The following is an 18,297-nucleotide window of genomic DNA, read 5'->3' on the forward strand; positions in this document are numbered from 1 at the left end:
AGCCTTGCGGGGTTTTAGGGGTTAAACCCCTAGGCGAAGGGGTGGTGAGCGACGAAGTGCGAACCAGGGGGAGTCTTCCCCCCTTGCAGACCGTTCGGCTCTATTTATAGTGAAAATATGTGATTTCGCCTCACTCTCGCCTCCACGACTCGTTTAGACGAGTCGCTTGAGGCTCACAGATGCTTTCTAAACGCATTTCTTGTGACAAATTTTTAATGACTGAAGACTATTTTTCTATCTTTGCGCGCAAAACTTAGTGAATAATGCCTTATAGGGATTACAAATGAATAAGAAAAAATTCGGCATGCGAGAACTCATTATTCTCCTCGTCATTGTTTTGTCGGCCTACACGGTATGGCCTTCTATCCAGGTTCACACCAAGAAGGGCGAAGAAAAGCAGACCTTCCTCAAGGAAAATCCGAAGATGGGTGCAAAATCCATCAATTTCGGCTTGGACCTTGCCGGCGGTACGGCTATTACCCTTGAAATTGACAAAACCAACATCAAGGGCGACGATATCAAGGACATTCAGGAACAGTCCCTCGAAATCATCCGTAACCGCGTTGACCAGTACGGTCTTTCTGAACCGCAGATTTCCCCGTCCGGCGACGACCGAATCGTGGTTGAACTGGCAGGCGTGGATGACTCCACTGCAAAGGCTCTCGTGGGTTCGACCGCCAAGCTCGAATTCAAGATTCTGGCCGAAGCTGAAAAGTTTACCCAGGTGGTCGGCCTCATCGACCAGTACCTGACCCGCCAGACGACCGACATCGTGGCTGATTCCGCCGCTACGGATTCCACCGCCAAGGATTCTACGGTCGCCAAGGCTGATTCCGCCAAGGATACGACCAAGACCCTTTCCGATGACGAATTGCTCGGTAAGGCTCCGGCAGCCGAAGTGGCCGCAACCGATTCCGCCAAGGATTCTGCCGCGGTCGAGGCTCAACCGGCATCTGAGGTCGGCGTTGCTCTTTCCGCTTACTACCTGAGTTTTGGTAACGGTGGCTTTATCGCCGAAGAAAATGTCGAAAAGGTCAAGAAGCTCCTCGCTACCGACGGTGTGCAGAAGCTGATTCCGCGCGATGTCGCTTTCGCTTTCGGCAGCGGTCTCGAACCGGTGCAGCGTGATTCCAAGATCAAGGCCAAGCGCCTTTACTTGCTCAAGCGCCGTGCCGAAATGGCCGGTGACGATGTGGTCGATGCTCGCCCCTACCGCGTGTCTGACGGTGTGAGCGCCGGTGAAGTGGCTGTGAGCCTCAAGTTCGGTGGCATTGGTCCTAAGAAGTTCTCTGCCGTGACTGCCGCAAACATCGGCAAGCAGATGGCTATTGTTCTTGACAACCAGGTGATTTCTGCTCCGGTGATCCGCGACCGTATCCCGAACGGCGAAGCCCAGATTACGGGTCTCGACGACATGGCCGAAGCTAACCGCCTCTCCGTGGTGCTCCGCGCCGGTGCCCTCAAGGCTCCGATGAAGATTATTGAAAGCCGCAGCGTGGGTGCAACCCTCGGTGAAGAAAACATTGTGCAGGGTTTCGGTTCCGGTGCTATCGGCCTTATCCTCTGCTTGGTGTTCATGGTTGCCTACTACCGCCTCGGTGGTCTTATTGCAAGCTTCGGTATGGTGATCAACACCTTGGTGACCGCCGCCGTGATGTCTGTGTTTAACGCTACGTTGACCTTGCCGGGTATCGCAGGTTTCATCCTCGTGGTCGGTATGTCTCTCGACGCCAACGTGATTATTTACGAACGTATCCGTGAAGAACTCAAGAACGGCCTGACCGCCCGCGCCGCCGTGGCCAAGGGTTACGAACGCGCCTTCGGTGCCATCTTGGACTCCAACTTGACGACCGTGCTTACCGGCCTTATCCTTTATAAGATTGGTACGGGTTCTGTGAAGGGTTTCGGTCTTACTCTTACGATCGGTATCTTGACTTCCTTGTTCTGCGCAATCACGGTGACTCGCTCTATTCTTGACTGGCGTCTTGCCAAGGCTGATCGTACCACGCTTTCGATTGGTTCCGGCTTCAAGGCTATCAACGAAGCGAACCTCCAAATCATTCCGAACCGCCGTCGTTTCGGCCTCATTTCCATGATCCTGATTGTGGCCTCTATCGCCTTCATCGCTGTCAAGGGCTTCGACTTCAGCATCGACTTCACTGGTGGTCAGGTTTATACCGTGCAGTACCAGGATAGCGACAAGCATGAAAAGGACTTGAGCAAGGCTTTGTCTGCTGCCGGTATTTCTGGCACGAAGGTCCGTACGCTCGGTGGTACTTCTGCTAACTCTTACCAGATTAGCATGCGCGCCTCTGATGACGCCCAGTTCGAACTCAAGATGGCTCAGGCCTTCGAAAAGGCCGGTCAGAAGTGCGAAATCGTCGCTAAGGACAATGTGGGTCCGACCATCGGTAAGGAACTGCGCTTCAACGCTATCCTCTCTGTGATTCTCGCATGGCTCGGCATTTTGATTTACGTGTGGTTCCGCTTCGGTAAGTTCGGTCTCGGCTTCGGTGTCGCGGCCGTGCTCGGCCTGGTACACGATACCGTGATTACGCTTGGCTTCATCTCCGCCTTCGGTCTTTCCTTTGATGGCGCCTTGATTGCCTCGCTCCTCACCATGATCGGTTACTCTGTGAACGACACCATCGTGAACTTCGACCGTATTCGTGAAAACACTGCCGTGTATGGTTCCAGCAACTTCGCCGAAACCATCAACAAGTCCCTGAACCAGTGCTTCAGCCGTACCATGGTGACCTCTCTCACGACCTTGTTCGTGTGCGTGATCCTCGCCGTGATGGGTGGTTCTTCCATCCGCGACTTTGGCTTGGTCCAGTGCTTCGGTATCCTTATCGGTACCTACTCTTCTGTGTGCATCTGCTCTCCCGTGGTTCTGTGGTGGAGCAAGCGCTTCAAGAAGGGTGTGTAATTTAGCACTAAACTCAAAAAAAGCTTTAAAAAACCTCGGTTTTGCCGAGGTTTTTTTTATATTTGAAGCCGTTCGATAAAGGGGGCTCCTATGCTCAAGAAGTACTACAAGATCGAATCGGGTCGCCTCGCTAGTGCCCCGAACGAAGACAGCGCCGACATCGTGATGATGGGTTCCTTGAGCCAAGAGCAACGTAGTGTGCTCGTTAAAGAGTACGAAATCACTGAACATACCATAGCCTCTGCTTTCGACTCGGACGAACTTTCCCGCATCGAATACGATGACGATTTTACGACGATCGTGTTTAAGAAGCCGAAGAACTATTCGGCAAGCGACAACTTCCAGTTCCGCGTGGAATCTTTCGGTATATTCATCTTCAAGGACTGGGTTCTGCTCCTGACGGACTCTGACATTCCTATCATGGATGAAAAGCGCTTTTCGAAGATTGACAGCTTGAACACCTTCGTGCTGCGTGTGTTGAGCTACGCCATCTTCCACTTCAACGAACACTTGAAGATTATCAACCGCATTAACGACGAGTTGGAACAGAAACTGCGCACGGCCATGGAAAACAAGTACCTGCTTAGCATGTTCAGCTTGAACAAGGGCTTGATTTACTACGTGAGCGCCTTGAACAGCAACGATACTCTGCTCAAGAAGTTGCAGATTGGCCGCAGCCTGAACTGGAGCGAAAACGAACGGGAACTGCTGGACGATATCGTGATTGAAAACCGCCAGAGCCTGCAGCAAGCTGAAATCTACGCCAACATTTTGACGTCCATGATGGATGCCCGTGCAAGCGTCATCAGCAACAACGTGAACACGCTGATGAAGAACTTGACGATTGTGACGATTTCTATTTCTCTCCCGACGTTCTTCGCAAGTTTGTTTGGAATGAACGTGAAGTTGCCCTTCGGCATGAACGGAGACGCCACGGTCGGTTCGCCGATGGCCTTCTGGTTGATTATCGCGTTGTGTATCTTGTCGGTGATTGTGTTTACCGCTTTCTGGATGCGTCGGAAATAAAAAACTTGAATTTCTGCACAAATGTTCACTAAAAATTAGACGGCTAAGCCGTCTTTTTCTATATTGCGGCACATGACAAAGTCTATTGAAATCCGCGACGCGCACGAACACAACCTCCGCCATGTGAACCTTTCCATTCCCCGCGATTCCATCGTGGTGGTAACCGGCGTTTCCGGTTCGGGCAAGTCGAGCCTCGCCTTCGATACGGTGTTCCAGGAAGGTCAGAGGCGATTCGTGGAATCGCTCTCGGCGTACGCGCGCCAGTTCATTGGCCGCATGAAACACCCCGAGGTAGAGAGCGTGCGCGGTATTTCGCCGACGATTTCGATTGACCAGAAGACGGTGAACCGCAACCCGCGTTCGACGGTGGGTACGGTGGTGGAAATCTTGGACCATTACCGCTTGCTTTTTGCGCGCTTGGGCGTGCCGCATTGCCCCGATTGCGGGCGCGTGATCCAGGCGCAGACGGTGGACCAGATTGTCGATAATTTGTATGTGAGTGACGAAGGCAAGCAGATTACGGTGATGGCGCCGATTGTGCAGGAGCGCAAGGGCGAATACCGCAAGGAACTGGCGGAACTCAAGGAAAACGGATTTGTGCGTGCCCGTGTGGACGGGACGATTTATCGCCTGGAAGATGTTCCTGCGCTTGTGCGTTACGAGAAGCACACGATTGAAGCGGTGATTGACCGATTGACGCTCGAACGCAAGAACATGAGCCGCCTGCGCGAGGCGCTGGAAGGCGCTTTGAAACTGACCGACGGGAAGCTGGTGAGTTTCTTGCTGTCGGCAGGTGAGGGCAAGGAAGAATATCGCTTGCAGGGCACTTTGCTCGCTTGTCCCAAGTGCGGCATCTCCATTCCGGAACTGGAACCGCGGTTCTTCAGCTTTAACGACCCGAAGGGCCGCTGCCCCGCCTGTAAGGGTATGGGCGAAAGCTACAAGTTTGACTTGGACCTGATTATTCCGGACAAGACGAAGTCCATCAAGGAAGGTTGCATCGCGACCATCAAGAAGGACGACGGCACGCTGATTTTCAGCGATTTCGGTCGCCGCAACCTGCGCAACATCGCGAACGAGATGCATTTTTCGCTGGACACGCCGTGGAACAAGCTCAAGAAGGCACAACAGGATGCCGTCTTGTACGGCACGCCCAGCGGGAGCGAACGGGGAATCATGCCCATCATGGAAGAACTGTGGGACATGTGGCACATTTACCACTTCCGCAAGTACATGCAGATTGGCATTTGCCCCGAATGCCACGGCACGCGCATCAACCGCACGGCGAATGCGGTCACGTTCCATGGCGTGAACCTGACCGAGATGACGGAATGGTCCGTCGAGAAGTCGGTGGAATTTTTCAATAAGATTGACTTGTCCGAAAAGGAAAAGCGAATCGGCAAGGAAATTCTGAAAGAGATTCGCGGGCGACTTTCATTCCTCAATGCAGTGGGGCTGGGGTACCTGACTATCAACCGCAAGGCGTCCACGCTTTCGGGCGGTGAAGCGCAGCGAATCAGGCTTGCAAGTGCCGTGGGCGCCGGCCTGCAGGGCGTGCTTTACGTGCTTGACGAGCCGAGCATCGGGCTCCACCCGCGCGATAACGATAAGTTGCTCGGGATGCTGGAGCATTTGCGCGCGCAGGGCAACTCCTTGATTATCGTGGAACACGACGAAGACACCATGCGCCATGCGGACTGCGTGATTGACGTGGGGCCGGGTGCTGGCGTGGAAGGCGGTCGCGTGATTGCGGCTGGAACCGTCGAGGAACTCGAGAAGAACAAGGCTTCGCTGACGGGCGCTTATTTGAGTGGCCGTAAGGCAATCGAGATTCCCGAGAAGCGCAAGAAGATTGACAAGAATACGCCGAAACTCAAGATTTGCGGTGCTGCCGAAAACAACCTGAAAAACATTGATGTGGAAATCCCGCTCGATGGCGCGCTCACGGTGGTGACGGGCGTTTCGGGCTCCGGCAAGAGTACGCTGATTAACCAGATTCTGCGCCGCGAACTGGCCCGCGTGTTCTATAACTCCGAAGAACCGGTAGGCAAGTTCGACCATCTGGAAGGCCTCGAAAACATCGACAAGGTGATTGAAATCGACCAGACGCCGATTGGCCGCACGCCGCGAAGCAACCCGGCAACGTACACGAAGATTTGGGACGATATCCGTGACCTTTTCGCGAGCATGGAAGAAAGCAAAATTCGCGGGTACAGCAAGAGCCGTTTCAGCTTCAACGTGAAGGGCGGCCGCTGCGATGCATGCGAAGGCGCGGGCGTGAAAATCGTGGACATGCACATTTTGCCGAGCGTGCAGGTGACCTGCGAAGTCTGCGGTGGCAAGCGCTTTAACGATGCCACCCGCGAAGTTTATTTCAAGGGCAAGAACGTCTCCGAAATTCTCGATATGAGCATTGCCGATGCGGCGGAATTCTTCAAGGATATTCCGAAGATTGCAGAACCGCTGAATTTGCTTGTGGAAGTGGGCCTCGGCTACCTTACTTTGGGCCAGCCTTCGACAACGCTCAGCGGCGGTGAAGCGCAGCGCATTAAAATTGCTTCTGAACTGCGCCGCCCGGGTACCGGCAAGACGCTCTATCTGCTTGACGAACCGACGACGGGCTTGCATTTTGAAGATATCCGCAAGCTCATGGATTGCCTGAATCGCCTGCGTAGCCTCGGCAACAGCGTCGTGATTATCGAACACAACCTGGACGTAATCAAGTGCGCTGACTGGATTATTGACTTGGGCCCGGATGCGGGTATTCACGGCGGGCGCGTGATTGCGACAGGTACGCCGGAACAGATTGCGAAGTGCAAAAAATCCGAGACGGGCCGCTACCTCGCGCCGGTGCTTGCGAAAAAGCACGGCGAGAACCACCATTTTGACCGCACGCTCAAGGGCGGCGAAGACTTGTCTCTCGATATTGAGGTGCATGGCGCCCGCAAGCATAACCTCAAGAACATTGACGTGACGATTCCGCGCCACAAGCTCACGGTGGTCACAGGCGTTTCGGGTTCCGGCAAGTCGAGCCTCGCGTTCCATACGCTCTTTAGCGAAGGCCAGCGCCGCTTTGTCGAAACCTTGAGCACGTATGCCCGTCGCTTCCTCGGGCGCCCCGACCACGGGAGCATTGATTCCATTTCGGGCCTGGCGCCGGCAATCGCCATCGACCAGAAGAGTGCGAGCAAGAGCCCGCGCAGTACGGTGGCGACCCTCACCGAAATCTATGATTACTTCCGCATTTTCTGGGCGAGGGTCGGCACCCCGCATTGCTTGAAATGCGGAAAGCCCGTGTCTTCGTACAGCGCGGGCGACCTGATGCAATACGCCTTCGACCGCGACTTGAATAAGAAAGTCACTGTGCTTGCTCCGTTCGAAATCAAGGACGTGCTGAAGCTTTCCAAGATTCTCACGGAAAAGGGCTACCGCAAGGTTTACCTCGGCAATAAGCTGGTGGAACTCCCGTTGCCGAAAATCCCGACCCGCGAAAAGCAGTTGTTCGCTGTGGTCGATACGGTCGTGGTCAAGGAAGAAAACCGCGCCCGCTTGGTAGAAGCTTTTGAACGTGGCTACCGCGACGGCAACGGAATCCTTTATGTGGAAGACGAGAAGGGCGGTCGCTTGGCCTGTTCCGAAAAGCCGGGTTGCCCTGATTGCGGTTGGTACATGGATTCGGCATTGAACCCGAAGCATTTCAGTTTCAATACGCACTGGGGCGCTTGCGAAACCTGCCTTGGCCTCGGTCACTTTAAGGATGGCGAAGTCTGCCCCGATTGCCATGGCGAACGTTTGAAACCGGAATATCTGGCGGTTAAAATTGGCGACAAGAATATCATGGACGTGAACCACATGAGCATCGCCCAGGCGCTCGAATGGTTCAGCAACGAAAACTTCAAGCGCGACAACTTCGGAAAAGACAAGAATGCCGACGGTAAGATGACGGTTGCCGAACCTTTGCTCCGTGAAATTGTCGGTCGTCTCAATTTCTTGAAGGGCGTGGGCCTTGGCTACATTGGCCTCGACCGCGCGGGCGACACGCTCAGCGGTGGTGAATCGCAACGCATTCGCCTCGCAAGCCAGATCGGTAGCGGCCTCGAAGGCGTACTTTACGTGCTTGACGAACCCACGGTGGGTCTGCACGAAAGTGACACCGCTATGCTCCTCGATACGCTTTACCGCTTGCGCGATTTGGGAAACACGCTCGTGGTGGTGGAACACGACATGAAGATGATGCAGGCGGCCGACCACATTATTGACATGGGCCCGGCGGCGGGCGAGTTCGGCGGTGAAGTCGTCGCCGAGGGTTCCCCGGAGCAGCTCTCCAAGCCGTATGCGCTCCAGCAGTTCCCGCGTAGCGAGACGGTCAAGTACCTCACGCACACCATCCCGATGGCGAACGAGATTGCGGCAAAGCCCATTACCGATTCCACGGAATTCTACGAATTCGAAAAGTTGAATCACAACAACCTTAAGAATTTGTCTGTAAAATTCCCGAAGGGCGCGATTAGCGTGGTTTGCGGTGTTTCGGGTTCGGGCAAGAGCTCCATGGTCATGGACGAAATCTACCCGCGCCTCAAGAAGAAATTCCAGGCACGCGGTCGCAAGAAGCAGAGCGGCGAAGTGTTGCTGGTGGACCAGAGCCCGATTTCAGGGACGCCTCGCAGCACGCCCGCGAGTTTCACGGGCGTGTTTGACGAAATCCGTAGGCTTTTCGCCAAACTGCCGCAAGCCAAGTTGAAAGGCTTTGATTATGGCCGCTTCAGTTACAACTTGGCTCGCGGCCGCTGCGAGGCCTGCGAAGGCCGCGGCGCCATCTCGGTCGAAATGCACTTTCTTTCGGACGTGTGGGAAGTCTGCGATGTCTGCGGCGGCAAGCGTTACAATCAAGAAACGCTCACCGTCACCTTCAAGGGCAAGAATATCGCTGACGTGCTCGACATGCGCGTCGCCGAAGCCTGCGAATTCTTCAAGGACCAGCCTAAAATTCTTCCGAAGCTGGAATGCCTGCGCGATGTGGGTCTCCCGTACGTGAAACTCGGCCAGTCCGTCACCACGCTCAGCGGCGGCGAATCGCAACGCCTCAAGTTGGCGGCGGAACTTGCCCGCAAGCCTGCCCAAGAAATGGTCTACCTGCTCGACGAGCCGACTACAGGGCTCCACCTCAAGGATATTCAAATCCTCTGGAACATGCTCCGCAAACTTTCTGCTCGCGGCGATACGGTCATCGTTATCGAACACCATCCGGATATTATTCGCCTTGCGGATTGGAAGGTGGAGCTTGGCCCTGTCGGTGGTGCCGAAGGAGGTCATTTGCTCAAAATCGGGGCAAATCAGACCTAAAACCACCATCGTTGTGAGCAAAAAAAGAAATGTTTTTATATTTCGTTTAGAAATGTAGACAGGAGAAAATATGTCCCTTACCCGTTTGCTTCCGCTTTTGTTGCTGTTGCCGATTCTGATTTGGGCAGCCGACAGTGACAAGAATTTCAGGGTCGCCCCAACTATGTTCAAGGAAGGCGTTCTGATGGAGCCTGTCGCCAACATGGCGATTGTCAAGAAGGAAAAAATGATCTTGTCGGAATCCCCGATGGTTCCGCTGCGCCCGAACATCATGTTCATGCGCCATAAGAAGGGCCCCAAGGAATACCTTTGGTTCACAGGTCCCGTTGACGTCAAGAACTTTGAAAAACTGCACGCCTTTAGCCTGGCCGACAACTACCTGAGACCTGCCGAAGTGATGCTGTTGCGTTTCTACGGTTCCCAAACCTCCAGGGCTTTCCAGGACGAAGCCGATATTTATTTCGATAGGGAATACATCTATTCTCCGCGTGTTCCGAAACTCTATTTTAGAAAGAATGGCCAGTGGCAGATGATCCAGGAAACGGAACGCCCGGGCATTATTTCGATCAACTCCAATATTAAGGGGCTCGAAGCGATTTCGATTTCTGTTCCCATGAAGGAAGTTCCGTCCTTAGTTTATCCGGTTAACCCGGGCATGTATGCCTTCTCGTTTTCGGCTCCGAATTACCTGCCGTATGTCGATGCCATTTCTGTTCCGGGCGGCTCCATGGTTGAACTTAAACCGCAATTGCCGGTTGTAGATACCGCTTCCAGGGTCAAAGCTACGACTACGGTCACATTGCATGCGGTTACCGTTGCCAAGACCCTTGAAGAAACCGAACACCTGTTTGACGTGCTTACCCGCGATGTCCAGACCTCCATCGAAAAGGTCGATACCAACGAATTTGACAAGATTTACCCGCCGCTTCGCAAGCCTCTGCTTCTTGGCGTGTCTTCCGATGACAGCGTCTATGTCAAGTACCGTAACCGCTACAATGGTAAGCGTGAAGAAGCCAAGCTTTATTGGCGCATGAACAGAATGGGTTCTGCAAGTGCCGTAAATGTTGCCCTCCGCCGTAAAATCGATAGCCTGCAGGCTATTCCTCATAAGGTTTCCCTCGTGCCTACGTCTATTGAAGCGGTTAACGACGAAAAACTCTGCGAAGACGTAATCGATTCTGTTGCCATGCGTGAGCAGGCTAAACAGGATTCCATTGCGAAGGCAAATGCACCCAAGGATACGACGGTCAAGGACTCTACAGCCGCCGCTGCCGTTCCCGCCGAACCCGTAATCAAGACGAAACGTGTGTGCAGAATGGCCGCAGTCCGCATTAACTATGGTAAGAAGGGAGATCGTTATGACGTGTCCTGGGTCGGCAATGCCGAAGGCTATACCGCCGACTCCCTGTTCGCCCTGCTCACGTCGGGTGCATCTTCTCGCGCCTTTATCTCTATCGAAAGAAACAAGCCCGTCTGGATTTACCATGAAGGAGACTTGAAGGGCCGCCATCATTACCGTTACCAAAAACACGAACTGGTTGTGAACGACAAGCCGCTCCAGAGTCACGGTGCTTTTGAACTTCCGCAGTATATCTACGACGAACCCGAAGTTCAGGAATGGCTGAACCGCCCGATTGAGGAAGATGCCCATAAGGTGCAGGAACCCAAGGCGAAGGCGCTCAGGGTGGACGAGAGTGGCGTTGCGCTCGATGTTTCCATGAAGGTTCCGCGCGTCATTCGCGACCGTGACCGTGGTACGGTGGCCTTGATCGATTCCGGTTCCTTCCGTTACAAGGGCAAGGTGGTTTCGCTGTCTCCGTTTGCAATCCACACGACCGAAGTGACTCAGCAGTTCTTCAAGGACGTGATGTCCAAGATTGATTCTACGAAGCGCATCAAGGATCGTTCCTCCTTTACGGGGGCCCGTCATCCGGTGCACAATATCACTTGGAACGATGCTCAGTCCTTCTGTAAGGCTATCGGTGGCGACCTGCCGACCGAAGCCCAATGGGAATTTGCTGGCCGTGCCGACAACAACGAAGGCGCTCTTTGGAACCTTGACGAAAACCCGGATCCGGGTGCATACGCCATTTACAAGGCGAACTCCTATAGTTTGGGCAAGAAGAACCCCGCATACGGTCCGCAGCCGGTAAGCACCAAAAAGTCCAACGCCTGGGGTATCTTCGATATGTCGGGTAACGTTGCCGAATGGACTCGCGACAAGTACTTCATGTTCTCGGTCTGGGTAGAATCTTCTAATCCGACGGGTGCCATGATGGGTTCTTCCAAGGTGTACAAGGGTGGTTCCTGGAAGGACAAAGAAAGTCTGTTGAACCTGACTGAACGTGATGATGAAGATCCGCGTTACTGGTCTGATGCCATCGGTTTCCGTTGCGCATTCCCCAGGGATCTTTTTGAAGGAAAATAATGTTTAAAGGAATGCGTCTATTCAAAAAGCTTACGGCTATCCCGTATCTGCTTGTTATTGTTGCTTTGCTGATGCCTTTGGCTAATGTTTCTTGTGCCGACGATGTAATTGCCGAGCCCACTCTTTACGAGCTTGCGTCGGGCCTCGATTTGCGCCAGGAACTGAAACAGCCTGCTTTGGGTATTCTTGAAAAGATGGAAACGGGTAACCCGAGCGCCATGGAAAAGTTCCGGCAGACCATGCCGCATTTCCCGCAAATGGAACCGGTTCCGTTCCTCTACGTGATTCTTGCGGGTGCCGTGATTGCGGGCTTGTTTGCGTGCTTTACTCCGCTGGGCTCCATTGCAATGGGAATGCTTACGATGGTCTCGCTCTGGTTCTTCCTCTCGAAACTCGGACAGATCAATTCAGCCATGGGGATGTCACTCTTGAAGGTGGAACCCGGCATCGGGATTCATGCGGCATCGTTCATGATTCTGATAGGAACCGCGATGAACCTCGCAACAATCATCCGCCCGATTGTAGAAGAACTTAAGGCGCGACGCGCCGCGAAAAAGAAGTAAAAAAAACGCCAAAAGAAAAAACTCGCCATAAGGCGAGTTTTTTAATGTGTAGTGTGAAATGTGTAATGATTAATTCCACATCCCACATTCCACATTATACATTGAATAAGAAGTACATGATGTCGCCATCCTGTACCACGTAGTCCTTGCCTTCGGTGCGGACAAGGCCAGCTTCCTTGGCGGCGTTCCAGCTGCCATGCTTCAGGAAGTCTTCGTAGCTCAAGGTTTCTGCGCGAATGAAGCCGCGTTCGAAGTCGGTGTGAATTACGCCTGCGCACTGCGGAGCCTTGTAGCCGGCGTGGAACGTCCAGGCGCGGCATTCCTTTTCGCCGGCGGTAAAGAAGGTGCGGAGACCTAGGATTTCGTAACCCTTGCGCACCACGGCGTCGAGGCCCGATTCCTTCATGCCGAGTTCCTTCAGGAATTCGGCCTTGTCGGCGGGTTCCATGGCAGAGAGTTCTTCTTCGATCTTGCCGCTAATCATGATGACTTCGTGACCGTTTGCGGCTGCGTATTCCTTCAGCTTTTCCACGTAGGCGTTACCGGTGAGGATGTCGTCTTCCTTCACGTTGGCGCAGTAGAAGAGCGGCTTTGCAGTCAACAGGGCCAAGTCCTTGACGATTGCTTCCATTTCTTCGCTATCGTGCATCACGGTGCGGGCGGCCTTGCCTTCCTGGAAGGCGTCGCGGAGCTTTTCGCAAGCGGCGAGACGGGCCTTGGCTTCGGCTCCACCCATGCGGGCTGCCTTCGCTTCGGTGGCGAGGCGCTTTTCGACCGAGTCGAGGTCCTTCAAGATCAGTTCGGTTTCGATAATTTCGACATCGCGGACCGGATCCACGGAACCGTGCACGTGCACGATGTTTTCGTCGTCGAAGCAGCGGATGACTTCCATGATGGCTTCGCATTCACGAATGTGGGTCAGGAACTGGTTGCCGAGGCCTTCGCCCTGGGCGGCACCCTTTACAAGACCTGCAATGTCCACAAATTCTGTAACGGCGGGAACGATGGATTTCGGATTGTAGACCTTGACCAGTTCGTCGAGGCGGCTATCCGGCACGCTCACCATACCCACGTTCGGTTCGATGGTGCAGAAGGGGTAGTTGGCCGCTTCGGCGCCGGCGTTGGTGATGGCGTTAAAGATGGTGGACTTGCCCACGTTGGGGAGGCCTACGATACCGCATTTAAAACCCATGATAATCTCCAGTTTTGGCGGCTACCTATCTGCCGCTCGTTTTTTTGCGATGTAAAGGTAGAAAAATGCCCTTGGAGGCAGCCCCATGAAAATCTAAATTTACGCCCGTTTTTAAGGTACACAATCAAGAAACTTATGGCAAGCCACTCGTCAAAGACGAACATCGATATGCTGAATGGACCCCTTGGGAGAAAAATCCTGCGGTTCGCCATTCCTATTGCCTTGAGCAGTATTTTCCAGCAGATGTTTAACTTGGCAGATGTCGCCGTGGTGGGGCAGTTTGCGGGTGACAAGGCTTTGGCGGCCGTTGGCGCAAATACCTTCGTCATCAATTTGCTAATCAACTTGTTCGTGGGCATTTCGGTCGGGGCGAATGTGGTGGTAGCCAATTCCATTGGCGAGCGAAGCTACCGTTCTATCACCCGCAGCGTTCATACGTCGGTGATGGTCGCCTTCTTTAGCGGGATTTTGCTTTCATTTGTGGGTATCTTTTTTGCAAGGCCGATTCTTGAGTTGATTTCGACTCCGGCAGATGTGTTGGACATGGCGGTGCGCTACCTGCAAATCTACTTTGCGGGAATGCCCTTTGTGATGGTCTACAACTTTGTGGCTGCCGTTCTGCGTAGCAAGGGCGATACCAAGCGCCCGCTGTACGTGCTCATGGTGGCGGGTGCGGTGAACGTGGTGCTGAACCTGATTCTGGTGGCGGGCTTTGATATGGGCGTGTCGGGCGTGGCGATTGCGACAGTGTTTGCAAACGCCATCAGTGGCATTACTTTGTTCTACCTCCTGTTGCATGAGGTGGGCCCATTTAAGTTGGAATTCTGGAAGTTGCGCGTGACACCCTTCTTCTTGAGTCGCATTCTGCGCGTAGGGATTCCGACAGGACTCCGCGGTGTCGTGTTTTCGTTTAGCAATGTGTGCCTGCAGTCGGCTATCAATAGCCTCGGTTCTGCCACGGTGGCGGCTTCGTCGATTGCCCTCAATTACGAATTCGTGGTGTACTACTGGCTGAGTTCTTTTTCGCAGGCGTGCGTGACTTTCGTGGGGCAGAATTACGGCGCGAAGAATATGGAACGCTGCCGCCGTACGGTCCGCTGGTCACTATTGCTGGGGTGCTGTTCTACGGTTATCTTGAGCGCCCTCTGCTGCGTTTTCGCATTCCCGATGCTGTCGGTGTTTACATCGAATACCGAAATCATTGAAATTGCCTCCATTCGCATGTATGTGGTGGTGGGGCTCTTGTTCATCAACGTGTTCCTGGATGTGTTTTCAGGAGCGCTTTCGGGAATGGGCAAGTCCCTGGCGCCTGCGCTTACCTGCATGGTTGGGGTCTGCGGAATCCGCATTCTCTGGGTGATTTTCGTGTTCCCCCAGTACAAATCCTTTGCTTCGCTGATGGTTGTGTACCCGATAAGCTGGATTCTTACGAATTCTGTGATTATGGGAATCTATTTCTACCATGTGAGACGTGTCAAGTTTTAGTATATTTCGGACAATGCGTTATTTAAAACTCGCCTCATTGTCTTTATTATTTGCCCTTTCGGCTTGCGTTTACGAGCCGGAACAGTTTGCGGGTTCTGAAACCTCCAATGAAAAGACTGAAACGGGCTCGATTGTTGCGGTGAACGGTGGTAAGCAAATTTGCAACCCTTCCGTTTCCCAGGATCCTGAAAATTATCCGGCTGCAATGCTTTGGCTGAACTTTGGCGGCAAGCTGAATGTAGAAGCCCCCGATTCCGTGTACACGACTTCGAAGGTGGTGCAGCATGACCGTCTTTCGGTGTCCGACACCTCGGGTAAGGTTCTTTGGTATTTGATGCGTGATACTGAAGCGGGCGATTGCCAGTTCCAGGATCCGGAATGGAGTACGCACCCGAACTATATTGTGGCGCTCCGTGCTTACGATACCAAGGGAAACAAGGCTTGCGAAAACCTGGATTATGGCGTTTTTGCAGTCCGTATGTCTGACAAGAAACAGTTCTTCTTCTACGACAAGGACATGAGTGAATTTGCGACTCCGCACTTGTGGGTGAATCCCGATGCCGTGCTTGATTCTTCGGCCGATGATTCCAAGGTTGAAGGATTCTTCGGCACAAGCGATGTGCGTCTGGTTTATGTGAACAAGAAAGACCAGATTGTATTTGTGGACTACGCCAATGGCGGAGCCAAGAAGGCCATTACGCTCAAGAAACCCTCCGGTGTCGATGGCTGGATGATGGATAGCCCCATGATTTCGCCCGATGGCAAGTATGTGGTCTACAACGTGATTAACGCTGCGATGACGGGTTGGCGCTCCTTTATTCAGGAACTTTCGAAGGACGCTTCACCATTTGAAATCGAAAAGAATTCCGGTATGATTTCTGAACCGGTTCAGCCGCACTGGTTCTCTTTTGCCGGACGCCTTTTTGTGGTATGGGCGGAATTCCCGCAGGGTTCGCAGTACGTGAACAAGAATGATTTGACCGATGCATCGGCGCAAAACGGTAGCGCAGGCCGTACGGTGATGCGTGAAATCAAGTTGGCTGCCAACGCCCCTGCAGACCTTGCGTTTGAATGGGTCGATAACGCCAAAGAAATTGCTTCGGTCCCGATGATTGGTGGCCGTTCGCCGGATGGATTCTTCTTGGCGACTGGTGCGAACAATGGCTATTTGCTGAAGCTCCCGTGAGGTAAACGATGAAGAAGAATTTATTTAGCGGGATTTTGTCTGGCGTTGCCTTGGCTCTTGTGGCAGGTGGTGCATTTTATGCCGGTTTTAATTCGCCTGTAGAAGTTGCTACTCCGTGGGCGTCCATTGGTGGTTGCGGTGCCGGTGGCTCCGGTGGCGGTTCTGGCGATGGTATCAAGTGGATTGGCCAGGGTGTTTCTGGCGGCTACCTTGAAGTCGAAGCATTTACCAAGTACACGGTCGGCCAGAATTTCACGGGTGTCTCGTTCACGCCGCATCTGTCTATCAAGCCGACTTGGTCGACCAAGCTTGGTGTGTCTATTCCGTGGACGAGCCATAGCGGCGAAGTGCAGTACCGCAGTAACCAGATTCCGGCAGACCGCACTACGGGCGGCGTGGGCGATGTGTCCATTGACTTTAGCAAGACAATCGGTAGCGGTGGCGCCGCATCGCTTTCGGCAAGCCTCACCATTCCGACTGGTCAGTACGACATCAAGCGCGGTACCGATTCTGGCAAGGAACTGTTGCCGAGCAGTTTCCAGAAGGGCTCGGGCCTGTATTCGCTTACGCTCGGCTGGGATTATAGCCGCGATACCGACAAGGGAATCTGGCTTTACGGCCTTAGCTACACGCACCCATTTGCCATGCACCTGATTTCGGGTGAGAACGAATTCAACGATTCTTACTGGAAGGACATGGAACACGAAGGCGACCGCTTTGAATACCGCTTCAAGCCTTATGGCGAAAACGATTTGGGCGCCTACACTCCGCCTTCGGTGGGCGGCTCCATTGCTTACGGCTATCGCGGTCGTCCGGGAATCGTGCAGAGCTTCGGCGTGAATTTCTCGGTGCCGCTCGGAGTTGCATGGATCAATTCCGAAAAGGTCGGAACTTACGACCCGCGCCCCGACCCCGATCATCAGGCCTGGTCTCTCGCCTTTGCTTATGGCATCGAATTCTCGAATGCGGACTTCCCGGTGTTCCTCGCGGTCTCCTTACCGCTCCACGACAAGAGTAACGCCGCTGACCCCGATGACGAATACGACGAAAGTCCCATGCGCAAGTGGGACGCTCCCGACTGGAGTGACTTTGGCCAGCAGTGGACCATCGCCGTCGGCATCAAGGGAAGCTTTTTCTAATTCGGATTTCGGAATTATGAGTTCAGAATTATTTTTCAACTCCGAATTCTGAACTCTGAATTCAGAATTCGCCTACGCTCGCGGGTGAGTCTTCTTGAAAGCTTCTCGCAGGCGTTCTGCATTTACATGAGTATAGACCTGAGTGGTGGAGATGTTCGAATGCCCGAGCATCTCTTTTACGCTCATGATTTCGGCGCCGTTTTCGAGCAGGTGTGTAGCAAAGCTATGGCGGAGCACGTGCGGGCTCGCTTTACCTTCCCAACCGATTTCGCGGAGCAGGTGCTGGATGTCGTTTCGAAGCGTGCGCAGGCCGAAAGGCTTGCCGTCTTCGCTCAGGAATACGTAGCCCGTGGCAGTGGGCATGTGCCCCGCCTGCATTTGCGTTTGTCTGTAATTTGCGATGCGGTCAATAAAGCTTTCGGTAAGTGGAACAATGCGTTCCTTGTTACCCTTGCCGAGCACGCGTACGAGTTTGGCGTTAGTGTCGATGCGGTCCCAGGTGAGATTCTGGCATTCCGAAATGCGGAGCCCGGATCCGTAGATGAGCTCGAGCAGAATGCGCGCCCGTACCTGCGGGAGTTTTGCGTCGGCAGGCAGTTCCGGAAATTTTTCTTCGGCCAAGTCCTTTTGTCCAAGAACGTTCACCAAGCGCTTGGGGCGTTTGGGCATGGGGACGTTTTCGGCCGGATTCTTTTCGCAAATTTTGCTCTTGACCAAGTACTTGCCAAAGCTCTTTAAGGCGGCCAAGTGTTCGCAAATGCTTGTGGGCGCAAGTTTCTGCTTCATCTTCAAGTCCCACACGAACGTCTTGACGCTCGATTCCGAGAATGCGTTTAGCGGAAATTCGGCTGCGCCTTCGCCGAGATGTTCCAGAAATTTTGTGAGCGACTTGCGGTACGTGTCGATTGTGCGCGGCGAAAAACGTCGCCGGTCCGCGATGTACTGTAAATATTGCTCGATGTGTTCCGAAAGGTTCATCTAAAATACTTTTTCACTGGTCTGCAAA

At 53.5% G+C, this 18,297-nt stretch carries 10 protein-coding genes; 8 read left to right on the plus strand and 2 right to left on the minus strand.

Annotation, left to right across the window (positions count from 1 at the left end; translation table 11 throughout):
• Positions 1-283: 283 nt before the first annotated feature.
• The 5 genes from secD (at position 284) to B7988_RS00970 (ending at position 12,289) form a co-directional block, all read left to right on the plus strand.
• The gene (gene secD, locus B7988_RS00950; RefSeq protein WP_088656500.1) at positions 284-2,929 is read left to right on the plus strand and encodes a protein translocase subunit SecD; all 2,646 of its coding nucleotides are present in this window, start codon (positions 284-286) and stop codon (positions 2,927-2,929) included.
• A 90-nt stretch (positions 2,930-3,019) separates the two neighbouring features.
• Positions 3,020-3,955, plus strand: coding sequence for a magnesium transporter CorA family protein (locus B7988_RS00955; RefSeq protein ID WP_073318378.1), 936 nt, complete (start codon positions 3,020-3,022; stop codon positions 3,953-3,955).
• Between the two features lie 72 nt (positions 3,956-4,027).
• Positions 4,028-9,298 (plus strand): excinuclease ABC subunit UvrA, encoded by a 5,271-nt coding sequence (gene uvrA / locus B7988_RS00960; protein WP_088656501.1) that lies wholly within the window; start codon positions 4,028-4,030, stop codon positions 9,296-9,298.
• A gap of 70 nt (positions 9,299-9,368) precedes the next feature.
• Positions 9,369-11,726 (plus strand): formylglycine-generating enzyme family protein, encoded by a 2,358-nt coding sequence (locus tag B7988_RS00965; protein ID WP_088656502.1) that lies wholly within the window; start codon positions 9,369-9,371, stop codon positions 11,724-11,726.
• Between the two features lie 11 nt (positions 11,727-11,737).
• Positions 11,738-12,289: a hypothetical protein gene (locus B7988_RS00970; protein WP_249268786.1), complete on the plus strand. Its 552-nt coding sequence runs from the start codon at positions 11,738-11,740 to the stop codon at positions 12,287-12,289.
• Positions 12,290-12,383: 94 nt separating this feature from the next.
• On the opposite strand, the gene ychF is transcribed toward B7988_RS00970, so the two are convergent.
• Positions 12,384-13,481, minus strand: coding sequence for a redox-regulated ATPase YchF (gene ychF, locus B7988_RS00975; protein ID WP_088656504.1), 1,098 nt, complete (start codon positions 13,479-13,481; stop codon positions 12,384-12,386).
• Between the two features lie 135 nt (positions 13,482-13,616).
• On the opposite strand from ychF, the gene B7988_RS00980 reads away from it, so the two are divergent.
• From B7988_RS00980 to B7988_RS00990, 3 genes are read left to right on the plus strand one after another with little or no spacing between them, the layout of a single operon-like run.
• Positions 13,617-14,966, plus strand: coding sequence for an MATE family efflux transporter (locus B7988_RS00980; protein WP_088656505.1), 1,350 nt, complete (start codon positions 13,617-13,619; stop codon positions 14,964-14,966).
• A gap of 13 nt (positions 14,967-14,979) precedes the next feature.
• The gene (locus B7988_RS00985) at positions 14,980-16,152 is read left to right on the plus strand and encodes a hypothetical protein (protein ID WP_141225514.1); all 1,173 of its coding nucleotides are present in this window, start codon (positions 14,980-14,982) and stop codon (positions 16,150-16,152) included.
• 8 nt (positions 16,153-16,160) lie between these two features.
• The gene (locus tag B7988_RS00990; protein ID WP_088656507.1) at positions 16,161-17,291 is read left to right on the plus strand and encodes a hypothetical protein; all 1,131 of its coding nucleotides are present in this window, start codon (positions 16,161-16,163) and stop codon (positions 17,289-17,291) included.
• A 72-nt stretch (positions 17,292-17,363) separates the two neighbouring features.
• Here the strand turns inward: B7988_RS00990 and B7988_RS00995 are convergent, their stop codons facing one another.
• Positions 17,364-18,269: a tyrosine-type recombinase/integrase gene (locus tag B7988_RS00995; RefSeq protein ID WP_088656508.1), complete on the minus strand. Its 906-nt coding sequence runs from the start codon at positions 18,267-18,269 to the stop codon at positions 17,364-17,366.
• Between the last annotated feature and the right edge of the window lie 28 nt (positions 18,270-18,297).

The sequence above is a fragment of the Fibrobacter sp. UWB1 genome, assembly GCF_002210325.1.
GTDB lineage: Bacteria > Fibrobacterota > Fibrobacteria > Fibrobacterales > Fibrobacteraceae > Fibrobacter.

Bases quoted from the DNA above. Each gene is read 5' to 3' on its own strand.
- secD (WP_088656500.1), top strand. From the start codon at position 284: ATGAATAAGAAAAAATTCGGCATGCGAGAACTCATTATTCTCCTCGTC.
- B7988_RS00955 (WP_073318378.1), top strand. From the start codon at position 3,020: ATGCTCAAGAAGTACTACAAGATCGAATCGGGTCGCCTCGCTAGTGCC.
- uvrA (WP_088656501.1), top strand. From the start codon at position 4,028: ATGACAAAGTCTATTGAAATCCGCGACGCGCACGAACACAACCTCCGC.
- B7988_RS00965 (WP_088656502.1), top strand. From the start codon at position 9,369: ATGTCCCTTACCCGTTTGCTTCCGCTTTTGTTGCTGTTGCCGATTCTG.
- B7988_RS00970 (WP_249268786.1), top strand. From the start codon at position 11,738: ATGCGTCTATTCAAAAAGCTTACGGCTATCCCGTATCTGCTTGTTATT.
- ychF (WP_088656504.1), bottom strand. From the start codon at position 13,481: ATGGGTTTTAAATGCGGTATCGTAGGCCTCCCCAACGTGGGCAAGTCC.
- B7988_RS00980 (WP_088656505.1), top strand. From the start codon at position 13,617: ATGGCAAGCCACTCGTCAAAGACGAACATCGATATGCTGAATGGACCC.
- B7988_RS00985 (WP_141225514.1), top strand. From the start codon at position 14,980: ATGCGTTATTTAAAACTCGCCTCATTGTCTTTATTATTTGCCCTTTCG.
- B7988_RS00990 (WP_088656507.1), top strand. From the start codon at position 16,161: ATGAAGAAGAATTTATTTAGCGGGATTTTGTCTGGCGTTGCCTTGGCT.
- B7988_RS00995 (WP_088656508.1), bottom strand. From the start codon at position 18,269: ATGAACCTTTCGGAACACATCGAGCAATATTTACAGTACATCGCGGAC.